The sequence below is a fragment of the Microbacterium suaedae genome (assembly GCF_003254645.1).
Taxonomy (GTDB): Bacteria; Actinomycetota; Actinomycetes; order Actinomycetales; family Microbacteriaceae; genus Microbacterium; species Microbacterium suaedae.
In genome coordinates this window covers 322,719-335,725 of record NZ_PNFD01000001.1, presented here as the reverse complement: position 1 = coordinate 335,725, position 13,007 = coordinate 322,719, and the positions used below count along the sequence as shown (strand labels likewise).

Sequence of the window (13,007 nt, the reverse complement as noted above, 5' to 3'; positions counted from 1 at the left end):
CGCAGCGTGTCCACAGCGGGGGAGGCGCGGGCGGATTCTCCACAGGGCCGATTCGCACCGTCGCGTGCGACGACGATGGAGCCATGACCGAATCTCTCGTCGCGCGTCTCGCGGGGGCGGGGGCGGAGGCGTTCGCGCTGCTGCTTCCCGTCGTGTGCGCGGGCTGCGCCGGATCCGCCGTCGCGCTCTGCGACCGCTGCCGCGATGCTCTGCGGCCGGAGGTGCGGCGGGTGGTGACGAAGGACGACGGAGAGTCGCTGATCGTGCACGCGTCGCTCGCATACGTGGGGCCGACGGCGGGCGTGATCCGCGCGCTGAAGGAGGACGGACGCACGGATCTGCGGCGCGTGCTGGGCGCGGCGCTCCGGCCCGCCCTCGCAGAAGCCGCGAGCGGCGGACGCGACGTTCTCGCTGTTCCGGTGCCCTCTCGCCCACGCTCCGCGCGTTCGCGAGGATATCGCGTCGTGGAGATGCTCCTGACATCCGCAGGCATCGCTCCGACGCGGGCGCTGCGCTGGTCGCGTCGTGCCGACGACCAGAGGGGCCTCGGGCGTCAGGAGCGCGCGGTGAATGTCTCCGGCGCGCTCGTCGCTCGCGGCATCGCTCCGGAAGAGCGAGTGGTCGTCGTCGACGACGTCGTGACGACGGGGGCGACGCTGCGGGAGGCGCGGCGTGCGCTCGAACGGGCGGGCGCCGTCGTCTGGGGTGCGGCAGCGCTCGCGCACACCCCGGCATGGGGCGATGCACAGACAGATGAACGACATACGACGCGCCGATGATCTTCAGAGAAGAAAAGAGTGACACGGAGGCGATCTGGGAATACGGTGGGAAGCCAGGAAGCGACCGTGGTTCGCTCACTCCGGGCGAACCGGAATGGGAGGCACAAGATGGACACGAGCATCGTCGGTGTGGGCGTCAGCGTCACCGAGAGGTTCCGAACCGTTGTCGATGAGAAGCTCCCGCGCGTTGAGACTCTCGCGCCCCGCGCAGACAGTTTCGACGTGAAGGTCACGCAGTCGGCTCACCACCGAGGCCGCGTGGAAGAAGCCAAGGTCGAGCTCACGGTCACCGGCAAGGGCAAGGTCGCCCGAGCCGAGGCCCGAGCCGAGGACAAGTTCGCGGCTCTCGAGATGGCGCTCGACAAGCTGACGACCCAGCTGCGTCGTGCGAAGGACAAGCGGGTCACGGGCCGTCAGCGCCCGCACGGCGCCCACCTCGAGAAGGGCACAGGCTCTCTCGAGGGGATCGACATCACCCCCGTCGACGCCGAAACGCTGCACGCCGTCGCGACGGGCGCGATCCCCGTCGGAGAGCAGGAGGCAGCGGAAGAGTACTCGCCCGTCGTCATCCGGACGAAGACGTTCGAACCCGAGTGGATGACGGTTGAGGAGGCCGTCGACCGCATGGAGCTCGTCGGGCACGACTTCTTCCTCTTCATCGACGTCCGCACCGATCGGCCGAGCGTCGTGTACCGCCGCCGCGGATGGGACTACGGCGTGATCGAACTCGAAACCGAGGCGCCCCCGATGCGGGAGGAGCTGGCGAGCTGAGCCAGCTCAGGGAAGCCGCGGAACGGCGCTCATGAGGCGCTTCGTATAGGCGTCGCGGGGCGCGCCGAGCACATCGCTCGTCGTGCCCCGTTCGACGACACGTCCACTCTCGAGCACGAGCGTCTCGTCGCACAGCTCGGCGACGACGCCGATGTCGTGGGAGACCATGACGAGGGTCATGTCTCCGTCGGCGAGGAGCTCGTGCAGGAGATCGACGACCCGGACGCGCGTCGTCACGTCAAGGGCGCTGACGGGCTCGTCGGCGAGCAGAACTCGCGGCTCGCTCACGATCGCGCGCGCGATCGCGATCCGCTGGCGCTGGCCGCCGGAGAACTCGTGCGGGAATCGGCTGGCGGCGTCGGAGGGCAGATCGACGCGGGCGAGGGCGCCTGCGACTCGCTCCGCGCGTTCGGCGCGACCGGCGAGCCCCAACGAACGCAGCGGCTCGCCGACGATTGCCCCGACGCGACGGCGCGGATCCAGTGACGCATACGGGTCCTGGAACACGCACTGCACGTCGCGGCGGAAAGCGCCAAGGAGGGCGCGGTCGCGCAGGTCAAGGGCGCGTCCGTCATAGCGCACGAGACCCGCGCTCGGCGATCGCAACCCGAGGAGCAGGCTGAGGATCGACGACTTTCCGGCCCCGGACTCGCCGACGATCGCCAGATTGCGACCGCGCTCGACCGCGAACGAGACCTCGTCGACGGCAGGGCGCTCGCCACGGTGGTACGCGAGGCTCGCGGCCTCGAGCGACAGCAGGGGAGTGGTCACGGGCGCATCCTCCTTTCGAGGGCGTCCTCGAAGCGCCGGGCGCTCGCGATGAGGCCGGCGGTGTACGTGTGCTCGGGTGCGGCGAGGATCCGGGAGATCTCACCGCGTTCGACGACGCGGCCGTGCCGCATGACGAGCCCGCGCGGCGCGATCTGCGAGACGACGGCGAGGTCGTGGCTCACGAAAAGCACGCTCATCTCGCGCTCGCGGGCGACGCGATCGATGAGCGCGAGGATGTCGGCCTGCACCGAGACGTCGAGCGCTGTCGTGGGCTCATCGGCGAGGAGGATCCGCGGCTCGCCGGCGAGGGCGATCGCGAGGGCGACGCGCTGGCGCTGTCCGCCCGAGAGCTCGTGCGGGAAGGCGCGCACGACACGGTCGGCGTCGTCGAGGGAGACCTGCGAGACCAGTTCTCGCACGCCGCCCTGCAGTGCGCGGCCGGAGACGCCACGGCGTCGCATGGGGAGCGCGATCTGTCGGCCCACCCGCATGAGCGGATCGAGGGCGGTCCGGGGCTCCTGGAAGACGGGCGCGGCGGCGCGTCCGCGCAGGCCGACGAGAGTGCGCTCGCGTGCTCCGACGACTTCCGTCCCGTCGAGCCGGATGGATCCCGTGACCGTCAGGCCGTCCGGCAGGAGGCCGAGGATCGCGAGAGTCGTGAGCGACTTCCCGGATCCTGACTCGCCGATGAGGCCGAGGCGCTCGCCGGGGGCGAGATCGAATGAGAGGCCGTCGACGAGCGCCGCGCCGTTCGCGCGCACCGTGAGTTGATCCACCTGGAGCGCGGGCGCGGTCACGAAGCGACCTCCTGACGTACGCTGCGGCGTGCCGTCGGATCGAGCACGTCGCGGAGCCCGTCGGCGACGAGATTGACGCCGATGACGAGCACGATGAGGAGCACGCCCGGGACGATCGCCCCCATCGGCGCGACGAGGACCGTCTGCTGCGCCTCTTGGAGCAGGCGACCCCATGAAGCATTGGGCGGTGGCGCACCGAGGCCGAGATACGACAGGCTCGCCTCGGCCAGAACGGCGAGGCCGAACTGCAGTGCGAGGCTCACGACGAGCGTCGTCCAGATATTGGGCAGGACGTGTCCGAAGACGATGCCCGTCCACGACGTGCCCGACGTGCGTGCGGCCGTCACGAAGCTCGTCTGCAGGACACGCTTCACGAGGATCCGCGTGAGCCGTGCGACGATCGCGCTCTGCGCGAGCCCGATCGCGAGGATCGCCGTCCAGAGGGTCGCCGGCTGAGCGGCGACGATGAGCATCGCGAGCAGCAGGGTCGGGAAGGCGATGAGAATATCGAGAAGTGCGGCGAGGGTGTCGTCGATCCATCCCTGGGCGAATGCCGCGATGATGCCGCACGTGACGCCGACGACACCCGCGATCACGACGGCGCCGATCCCCGACAGCATGGCGATGCGCGCGCCGATCATGAACTGCGTCGCGAGGTCGCGACCGAGCCGGTCGGTGCCGAAAAGGTGTCCCTCTGTGCCGGGTGGATCGAGACGACCGCCCGAGGTATCCGAGATCTCGTGCGGCAGCCACACGAGGGAGAGAACGGCGATCGCGGCGATGAAGGATACGAGCGCGAGCCCGATCCAGAGGGTGGCGACGCGGCGGTTCATGTGCTCGCCTCGGAGAGTCGTTCGCGCAGGCGCGGATCGATGAGGCGCTGCGCGATGTCGGCGGCGAATCCGATGAGAAGCACCGCGAGTGTCGAGACGAACAGCACCCCCTGGATGACGGGGTAGTCGTGCTCGGCGATACCGGTGACGAGCATGGAGCCGAGGCCGGGCAGGGCGAAGACCTGCTCGACCACGACCGCGCCGAGCAGCGTCGAGGCGAGCTCCATGCCGAGCACGGCGACGACGGGAACGGCCGCGCTGCGCATGCCGTGTCTCCTCATCGCCTCGCCGAACGTCGCGCCCATCGCGCGCGCGGTGCGCACGAAGTCGCTGCCGGCCACGTCGAGGACCGCCGAGCGGACGTAGCGGGTGAGCGAGGCGCTCATGATGATCGCGACGGTCACGACGGGCAGGACGAGGGCGACCGCGGCGGTGGCCGGATCCGCCCAGCCGTTGATCGGGAATCCGCCCGCAGGGAGCACGCGCAGCTGCAGCGCGAAGACGACGACGAGGATCATGCCGAGCCAGAACACGGGGACGGCGATGCCGAGCTGTGCGACGGCATTGAGCAGACCGCCGTACCAGGTTCGGGAACGCGTCGCCGCGATGTACCCGGCAGGGATGGCGAGTGCGATCGCGACGAGGAAGGCCGCGAACGTGAGGGGAAGGGTCACGCGCAGGCGCTGGACGACTTCATCGGAGACCGACAATCCGCTCACGAACGACTCGCCGAGGTCTCCCCGCCACGCGGACCCGATCCAGTCGAGGAACTGCTGGTGCAGCGGCAGATCGGATCCGATCTGCGCGCGCGCCGCCTCGATCTGCTCCTCGGTCGCGCCGACGGCCGTCAGCGCGTTCGCCGGGTCGCCCGGCAGCACGCGCAGGAGCAGAAAGAGGACGACGCTCGCGAGGACGAGCGAGACGGCCAGGAAGACTGCCCGTCGCAGCAGATACCGCGTCACGACGCGGCCGCCCGGCGCCCGCCGATCACACCGACTTCTCGATGTCGTAGGCGAAGAACTGCGAGTTCAGGCCGTTCAGCGGGTAGCCCGACACCGACGTCGACGCGACGACGATCTGCGGGTAGAGGTACAGCCACTCGCTCGCGGCCTCCTCGGCGGTCGTGCGTGCGACGAGCTTCAGCAGCTCGGTCTGTTCGGCCTCGCTCGCGACGAGCTCGGACTGCTGCACCCACTCCTGGACATCGGGGTTGTCGTAGCCCCAGTAGAAACCGGGGTCGCCGTACCAGACGAGGTCGCGGTCGTTGACGTGCTCCTGCATCGTCGCGTCGAAGTCACGGTTCTGGTACACCTTCGTGTACCACTCATCTGCCGTGATCGAGTTGATCTCGACCGTGATGCCGACCTCAGCGAGCTGCGACTGGATGAAGGTCGCGGCCGTGGGGTGCGGGTCGTAGTTCGGGGTATCGAGCGAGAAGGTGAAGCCGTCCGCGAAGCCGGCCTCGTCGAGCAGTTCCTGCGCGCGCTCCGGGTCGTACGGGTCGAGGTCGGTGAGGTCCTCGTACCAGGGGTCGGTCGGCGGCACCATCGAGCCGATGAGGGTGCCGTAGTCGCCCCAGACCGATTCGAGAAGCTTCTCGTCGTCGATCGCGTAGGACACGGCCTGGCGCACGCGCACATCGTCGAACGGCGCCGCGGCGTCGTTGAACGCGAGCAGCAGCTTCGTCGTCGAGTCGCCGTCGTTGATCACGAAGTCGTCCGTCGCCTCGAACTGCGTGAGTGCGTCGGGCGACTGCTGGCTCGTCGCGATGTCGACCGCTCCCGTCAGCAGAGCGTTGCCCAGGGCGGTCGCGTCGCCGAAGTAGTGGAACACGACGCCGGCGTTCGCCGCCTGCTCGCCCCAGTAATCGGGATGACGCTCGAGGCTCAGCGCGGATCCGCGGGTCCACTGCCCGAGGCTGTACGGGCCGGTGCCGTCGGCGGCGGCCTTGCGGTCGCCGTCGAACTCGCTGTTGACGATCCACACATACGTGAGGTTGTAGATGAACGAGATCGACGGCTCGGACAGCGTGACCTGCACCGTCGCGTCGTCGAGGGCCGTGACGGTGTCGACGACCTCGAGCTGGCTCTTGCGGGCCGATTGCGAATCGTCGGCGATGACCTTCTCGATCGAGAACACGACGTCGTCGGCGGTGAGGGCCTTTCCGCTCTGGAACGCGACGCCGTCCTGCAGCGTGAACGTATACGTGAGCCCGTCGTCGCTCATCTCGTGCGAGGCGGCGAGAAGGGGCTCGACCTCACCCGAGTCGGCGAGGCGGAACAGCCCCTCGTAGACGTTTCCCGAGAGCGCCTCGGTGACGCCCTGGCCGCCGCCGGACGTGTTGTCGAGATTCTGCGGCTCGTACATCGATCCGATGTTGATCGTTGCGTCGGGGTCGACGGCGGCGCCGGGCGGCACCTCCGGGCCCCCGGTCGCGTCCGGCTCGGCGGGCGAGCAGGACGCGAGGGCGAGTGCGGTCGTGAGGGCGACGGCGATCGTCGCGGGCGTCGAGAGGCGCATGGGAGGTCCTTCTGCTGTGCGCGGGGCGGGGTGCCCGCCCTGTGCGGATCGGGGAGGGGTCAGTCGCGGAAGCGGGCGGTCTTCTCGCCCGCACGGACGGCGACCGCAATGCGATTCTGCGGCGGGGGCATGGGGCAGTTGTACTGGTCGCTGAAGCCGCAGGGCGGGATGAAGGCCCGGTTGAAGTCGAGCGTCACCCGGCCGTCGACCGGCTCGTCGACGAAGAGGAAGCGCCCGGCCCCGTATGTCTCGTCGCCGTTCGTCGGATCGCCGAAGACGAGGAGGAGCTGTCCGTCGTCGTCGAACGCGCTCAGCTCATACGTCTTGTCAGCGATCGTCGCGGTGATCGTTCCGGGCACGACCTTCTCGCGCGAGCCGCCGTTGTCGCGCATGTGCTCGAAAGCCACCGTGTGGCCGTCTGCCGCCTGCTCGTATGCGGCCTCGATGACCCATTCGGGGTCGTAGGGGAAGACGTCGACGGTCTCGAAACGCGCGATCGCGTCGCTCGCGACGTCCCAGAACCGCAGGCCGTGCTCGGGAGCACCCGTGTCGATGTTCTCGCGGGTGAGCGCCGACACCGACATGGTGGGGGCGAGATCGGCGCGCGCGGCGGCGAGGTCGGGCTCTTCGCCCGACGGCAGCCAGCGGGTCTCGACGAGCGCGAGGTTGCCCTGCGGCCCGACGAGGCTCGCCATGCGCGCGATGTGCCAAGACTGCCAGTGCGCGCGGTCTGTGGAATCACTCATCTGCACGATTCTACGGTGCGCGGCGAGTCCGCACCCCGCTGCGCCTCGGATGGCCAGCGGTCCGCCAGCTGCCGGCGGGCTGGGCCGCGCTCAGTCGAAGATATCGCCGATGAGCCCACCGAGGAGCGCACCGCCGATGAGCCCGCCGATCATGTTTCCGCCGCCCATGCCACCACCCATGCCGCCGCCGTATCCGCCCCGTGGGCCGTAGCCGCCGCCCCAGTCACTCTGGCGGCGGGTGTCGATGTCGCGCTGGGCGAGCTGCATGGCCTCGTTCGCGAGCTGTGCGCCGCGGCGTGCGAGCTCCTGCGCGCGCTCGCGGGTGTCCTCATCGGCGACGAGCGTGCCGGCGTCGATCCGCACCCGCTCGGCCTCGGCGAGGCGCGTGCGCGCATCGGCGCCGATCAGCTCGCGGTGGCTCTGGATGAGGCTGCGCGCGTGGGAGATCGCGCGATCGGCGGCGTCGACGTCGTGGCGCACGTGCTCGATCGTCGGGATGTGGCGCGCCGCACGCTCCCGCGCGTGGTCGAGAGCGGCGTTCTTCTCGCTGAGGTGCGCGAGCTCGGCGAAGGGGTCGGCCGGGGTCCCGGGCGCGCTGACGCCCGCGAGGGCCGCCTCGAGCTCGGCGATGGCCGTCTTCACGCCCGTCGTCTGCCGATCCGCGCGCGCCTCGGCGAGGTCGCCGCGCGAGTCGGCGACGACGTCGGAGAGAGTCGTCTGCGCGCGCATCGCCTCGATCTCGAAGTCGTCGACGGCGTCCAGGATCGCCGTCGCGCGGCGGACGGCCTCGGTGGCCGTCTCGAGCGCGACCATCGCGTCGTCGCGGCGCCCGGCCTCTCGCCGGCGCCCGGCGACATCGGCCGAGTGGCGGGCGAAGTCGATGAGCTGGCGCGCCTCCTCCGGATTGGCGCCGATCCGCTGCATCGCCTCGGGGGAGTAGCGTCCGCGCAGGCGAGCGACCGTCTGATCGGCGGCGGGCAGGCGCTCGGCGAGAGCTTCGGCCTGCTGGCGAACCCGTTCGAGGGTCTGCGGTGCCTCTCGCACCTTCTCGATGCGCTCGCGCAGCACCTCGGTGCGCTCGTCGAGCACGTCTTCGGCCCAGTCGCACAGCTGCACGATCCGCGCATTGCGGGTGCGCAGCTCTTCGGGGGTGTCGGGGAGGTGGTCGTGGTTGAGCTGATGCAGCTCGAAGGCTTCGCGCATGTGGCGCGACACGGCGTCGAGCCCGTCGCGGAGATCCTTTGTCGCGCTCTCGCCGAGCTCGGCCGACGCGAAGTCGAGCTCGTCTCGCGTCGTGCGGATCCGCTCGTCCGTCGCGACGAGCGATTTCTGTGCCCGCACCGCTAGATCCGCGTCCGCGGCGTCCTGCTGCTCCTGCTGCTCGCGTTTCCTCTTGCCCCAGAACACCATGGCTCGATCTTACGTGGCTCTCGGACGCACGGCCCGCGCCTCCCCACAGGCGCGGACCGTGCGGGTCTATGCGATCGCGGTGCGGCGGGTGAGATCGGGCTGGCGGAGGGGAACCAGCCAGCTCACGAGCGCGATCGCGACGGGGAGCGCGAACGCGAGCAGCGCCCAGAAGCCCCACGGCGCCTCGGCGACGGTCAGACCGCCTCCCGTCGTCCCGGCGAGGATCCCGACGACGCCGAGCACGGGCATGAGTCCGGCGATCGTCCCGGTCACGCAGCCGAAGCCCGCGATGACGAGCGCCTGCCAGGCCGAGATCGATCGCCGCACGCCGGGCTGCGCTCCGACCGCCGCGAGCGTCGCGTCGTCGGGGCGCCTCTCGACTCGGGACAGTCCGAGCGCGACGGCGCTCGCCGAGACGACGAGCACGCTCACGGCGCCGAGGATCAGCCAGAGCCAGCCTCCGGACTCGGGCGGTTCGGCGCCCGCAGAGGCAGAGAAGTAGCTCGGAACGTCGTCGGAGCGGTGCGCCGTCGTGAGCTCCTCGGTGTCTGCCATGACCGCGTCGAGCTGCGCCGTTGTGGGCCCGCCGTCGTATGCGCCGACGACGCGATCGGGAGCGTGGTCGATGCCGAGGGCATCCGCGGCCTCGGGTGACAGATACACCTGACTCCCTGACGCGAACGGCCAGCTCGTCTCGACGAGCACGGTCTCGGCCTCGCGCGTCGATACGGCGTCCGGCAGATCTTCGAGGGGCGCGTCCGCGCTGTACACGTCGCTTGCGCGCCACTCGTTGAAGAGGATCGTCTCGTCGTCCGTCAGCCACTGCGGGTCGGTGACGAGCACGTCGCCGCCGGCGAACGCCGCGCGATCCGCCGCGGAGACGGGGGTGCCGAGGGCGACGTCGAGCTCGTCGGGTGAGACGACGACCGGATCCGCGCCCTGCCCGGTGGTGTCCGAGACCGACGGCTCGCACACGTCATGTGCCGCGCACCACGCGGGCGACTGGATCTGCGGGGCGAGCACCGTCTGCGCGTCTTCGTCTACGACGTCGCCGGTGGTGGGATCGATGACGAGGCCGGGCGGCCGCTCGAGGACCGCCGTCGCGGTCGCGCCGTTCTTTGCGAGCAGCTTCGTCGCGGTCTCGGCCGCCTCCTCGGCGACACCGAACGCGTCGCGGGGGTTCCCGCCGGCGGCCAGCGTGTCGGCGCCGACGTACACGACGATGCTGTCGACGGGATCGTACGCCGCGAACGAGTCGACGCGCACCTCGGTGTACGCGGCGACTCCGCCGAACGATGCCGTGGCGAGGAAAGCGCAGGCCGCAATCGCGCCGAAGGAGGGGACGGAACGGCCAGGGTTCGCGACGGCGTCCCGGCCAGCGAGGCGCGCGCCGAGGCCGAGGCGCGACAGAGTGCGCGCCGCGAGCGACAGCATCCAGTGGCCCGCCAGGACCACGCCGATCTGCAGCAGCAGCGGGCCGACGATCATGCCGATCATGAAGACGACATAGATCGGATCGGCGGCGGGTGTGCCGTGCAGCGGCGAGTTGTAGGTCGCGATGAGCGCGATGACGCTCACGCCCGTGAGGGCGAGCCCGAGCACCATCAGGACCGCGCCGAGCCGCGGGCGCGAGGCCGATACGCGCACCGGGCGGCGCGCGCCGCGCAGCGCCGCGAGAGTGTCGCCGGCGGTCGCGCGGCGGGCGGGCACGAACGCGGCGAGCGTTCCGACGAGGCCGGCGAGTACGACGAGGCCCGCGAGCGCGAGCCACGGGACGCGGAGTCCCCACGAGTACAGCAGCGTGTCGTCCGTCGCGAGCGTGGCGAGCGCCGCCGCGCCGAGGCCGATTCCCGTCACAGCGCCGAGCAGGCCGCCCGCGAGACCGAGGATCGTTCCCTGGAACAGCACGACCCGGAACACGTCGCGGCGGGAGGCGCCGACGCTCGCGGCGACGGCGAGAGACCTCTGCTGCCGCTTCGCGCTGACGGAGAATGCGGCACCCGCGAGCAGGGCCACGAGGTAGATGCTGAAGGCGAGGGCCGCGATCGCCCCCGAGAACAGCGCCCACGCGGCGCCGCTCGTGGAATCGAACGCGGTCCCGCCATCTTCCGCGTCGAGGGCGAGCTCGCGATCGAAGACGACGATGCCCTCGCCGTTGAGCTCGTATACCTCGGCGGCTGACGCGTGCCAGCCTTCCGCGTACCACGTGGCGCTCCACCCGCCGTCCGCGGCCTCGAAAGGCCCCGCCTCCGGAGCGAACAGCACGGCGGACGCCGCGGGTTCGAGCGCGCTCGACATCGTTCCCACGATCGTGGGCGAAGCGCCGAGCTCTGTGGCAGTGACCTCGTCGCCGATTCGGGCCCCGAGGCGTTCGAGCGCCTGCGGAGTGACGAGGATCTCGTCGGCGGACGCGGGAGCGCGTCCGTCGATCAGCGTGTAGCGCCCCTCCAGGAGTGGATCCCACGCGTCTCCGATCGTGACCCGCAGTGCCGCGATGCCCTCCGCAGTCTCGACGACGGCGTCCCCGTGGGAGATCTTCACCAGGCGCTCGGCGTCGATGTACGGCGTGACGTCGTCGGGCGGCTCGACGCCCTCGTCCGACGTGGTCCCTGTGGAGTATGAGGTCGTCGGTTCGTCGAGGTACTGGCGCATGCCCTCGCCCATCGGGAGCGCCTGCACCCACGCGTCGGCGTTCCCGAGTTCCGCGTCCACCCGCTGCTCCGGCGTCGGGCCGATGCTCGTGGCGAGCGTTGCCGCGCCCCCGACGCCCGCCATCGGCAGCAGCACGAGCAGCACCACGAGAAGCGACGAAGGCCACGAGCGCAGAATCTGGCGGAGAGCCATCTTCAGCGCGATGCGCCAGCGGGAGAAGCCGCGCCGCTCGGGCGTCTCGGGCGGGAGCGGATCCGGCCAGCTGCGGCGCGCGACGCGCGGGCCGTCGAGCGTGGAGGTCATCGCGCCGGCCCCAGCAGCGTGTCCGCGCTCTCGCGGCGCGACTCGTCGACGACGCGGCCATCACGGAGGAACACGATCCGATCCGCCCAGGCCGCGTGGCGAGCCTCGTGCGTGACGAGCAGGCCGGCAGCCCCCTCGTCGACTCGTGTGCGCAGCATGCGCAGCACCGCCTCGCCCGTGACCGAGTCGAGCGCGCCCGTCGGCTCATCGGCCAGGATCAGGCGCCGGCCGCCGACGACGGCCCGCGCGATCGCGATCCGCTGCTGCTGGCCGCCCGAGAGATCGTCGGGGTAGGCGTCGTGCTTCTCGTCGAGCCCGACGGCGTCGAGCGCGACCTGCGCCATTCGCCTCGCCTCGCGGGCGGCGTCGCCGTCGAGCTCGAGCGGCAGGGTGACGTTCTCGATCGCCGTGAGCGTCGGGATGAGATTGAAGTCCTGGAACACGAAGCCGAGCGATCGGCGACGCAGCCTCGCCATCTCGCGCGCGTCGAGCGACGACAGGGCCCGCCCCTCGACGATGACCTCGCCCGCGGTCGGCTCCTGCAGTCCGCCGGCGATCGACAGGAGCGTCGACTTGCCGGATCCGGACGCGCCCATGATCGCGACCAGCTCGCCCGGAGACACCTCGAGGTCCACGCCCGCGAGGGCGGTGACGGTCTGTTCGCCGCTTCCGTAGACGCGCGAGACACCGACGAGCCGGAGGATCGCGTCGGGGGTATCGCCGGCCGGTGCGGGGGCGGAGGCGGCGCGTGCGGCGTCGTCGATCCGCTGCTCGATGTCTCGCCGGTCGCGGCGGAGTCCGTCGCTCATGCGGTCGCTCCTTCGTCGGCGGTGCGGTCCGCGGACGCGCGGCCGCGGGCGGGGCGCTCGGAGACGAGCGGCAGGGGAGTGACCGGCTGCATCGCGAGGCGCTGCTCGGTGTGGTCGAGCCACCGCACCTCCGCCTCGGTCTGGAAGATCATCGAGTCGACGACCAGCGACCAGGCGAGCTCCTCGGCGCTGTCCGGGTGCTTCCCGGCGTACTTCGCGCGGTTCAGCTCGCCGAGGTGGGCGAGCGACGCGCGACGCTGAGTCTGGATGACGCCCGTCACGTCGACTCCCGGCAGGGTCGCCGCGAGCGCCAGCTTGATCGCGAGCTCGTCGCGCGTGCCCTTGGTGGAGGGCACGGGCGAGCCGAGCCACTGCGCGACGGCGGCGCGCCCCGCGTCGGTGATGGACCAGAACACGTGGCCCTCGTCGTCGGTCTCTCCCCGCTCGGCGAGCCCGTCGCGCTCGAGTCGTTCGAGGGTGTTGTAGATCTGTCCGACGTTCAGCGGCCAGGTGCCGCCCGTGCGGCGGTCGAACTCCGCGCGTAGCTGGTATCCGTAGCAGGCGCCCTGATCCAGGATCGCCAGCAGGCTCTGCTTGACCGACATCGCATCTCCTC

At 70.9% G+C, this 13,007-nt stretch carries 12 protein-coding genes; 2 read left to right on the top strand and 10 right to left on the bottom strand.

Going from position 1 to position 13,007, the window contains the following annotated elements:
• The first annotated feature begins 83 nt into the window (after positions 1-83).
• Together C0012_RS01480 and hpf are read left to right on the top strand one after the other, a co-directional pair.
• The gene (locus tag C0012_RS01480) at positions 84-779 is read left to right on the top strand and encodes a ComF family protein (RefSeq protein ID WP_110588528.1); all 696 of its coding nucleotides are present in this window, start codon (positions 84-86) and stop codon (positions 777-779) included.
• A 108-nt stretch (positions 780-887) separates the two neighbouring features.
• On the top strand, positions 888-1,550 hold the full coding sequence (gene hpf / locus C0012_RS01475; RefSeq protein ID WP_110588529.1) for a ribosome hibernation-promoting factor, HPF/YfiA family: 663 nt from the start codon (positions 888-890) through the stop codon (positions 1,548-1,550).
• A 6-nt stretch (positions 1,551-1,556) separates the two neighbouring features.
• Here hpf and C0012_RS01470 read toward each other — a convergent pair whose 3' ends face one another.
• The 10 genes from C0012_RS01470 to C0012_RS01425 all read right to left on the bottom strand — a co-directional run bounded on the left by C0012_RS01470 (position 1,557) and on the right by C0012_RS01425 (position 12,996).
• A complete protein-coding gene (locus C0012_RS01470) occupies positions 1,557-2,321 on the bottom strand; it encodes an ABC transporter ATP-binding protein (protein WP_110588530.1) in 765 nt (254 codons plus the stop codon).
• Complete coding sequence (locus C0012_RS01465; RefSeq protein ID WP_198411038.1) at positions 2,318-3,118, bottom strand: ATP-binding cassette domain-containing protein; 801 nt, start codon at positions 3,116-3,118, stop codon at positions 2,318-2,320. The genes C0012_RS01470 and C0012_RS01465 overlap by 4 nt, the downstream gene beginning before the upstream one ends.
• Positions 3,115-3,951 (bottom strand): ABC transporter permease, encoded by an 837-nt coding sequence (locus C0012_RS01460; RefSeq protein ID WP_110588531.1) that lies wholly within the window; start codon positions 3,949-3,951, stop codon positions 3,115-3,117. Before C0012_RS01460 ends, C0012_RS01465 begins: the two co-directional genes overlap by 4 nt.
• Complete coding sequence (locus C0012_RS01455; protein WP_110588532.1) at positions 3,948-4,913, bottom strand: ABC transporter permease; 966 nt, start codon at positions 4,911-4,913, stop codon at positions 3,948-3,950. Before C0012_RS01455 ends, C0012_RS01460 begins: the two co-directional genes overlap by 4 nt.
• A 25-nt stretch (positions 4,914-4,938) precedes the next feature.
• Positions 4,939-6,471: an ABC transporter substrate-binding protein gene (locus tag C0012_RS01450; protein WP_110588533.1), complete on the bottom strand. Its 1,533-nt coding sequence runs from the start codon at positions 6,469-6,471 to the stop codon at positions 4,939-4,941.
• 59 nt (positions 6,472-6,530) lie between these two features.
• Positions 6,531-7,217, bottom strand: coding sequence for a DUF1684 domain-containing protein (locus C0012_RS01445; protein WP_110588534.1), 687 nt, complete (start codon positions 7,215-7,217; stop codon positions 6,531-6,533).
• Positions 7,218-7,307: 90 nt separating this feature from the next.
• On the bottom strand, positions 7,308-8,627 hold the full coding sequence (locus tag C0012_RS01440; protein WP_110588535.1) for a coiled-coil domain-containing protein: 1,320 nt from the start codon (positions 8,625-8,627) through the stop codon (positions 7,308-7,310).
• Between the two features lie 66 nt (positions 8,628-8,693).
• Positions 8,694-11,582 (bottom strand): ABC transporter permease, encoded by a 2,889-nt coding sequence (locus tag C0012_RS01435; RefSeq protein ID WP_110588536.1) that lies wholly within the window; start codon positions 11,580-11,582, stop codon positions 8,694-8,696.
• Entirely contained in the window at positions 11,579-12,391 is an 813-nt protein-coding gene (locus C0012_RS01430; RefSeq protein WP_110588537.1) for an ABC transporter ATP-binding protein, read from the bottom strand. The genes C0012_RS01435 and C0012_RS01430 overlap by 4 nt, the downstream gene beginning before the upstream one ends.
• On the bottom strand, positions 12,388-12,996 hold the full coding sequence (locus C0012_RS01425; RefSeq protein ID WP_110588538.1) for a PadR family transcriptional regulator: 609 nt from the start codon (positions 12,994-12,996) through the stop codon (positions 12,388-12,390). The genes C0012_RS01430 and C0012_RS01425 overlap by 4 nt, the downstream gene beginning before the upstream one ends.
• Between the last annotated feature and the right edge of the window lie 11 nt (positions 12,997-13,007).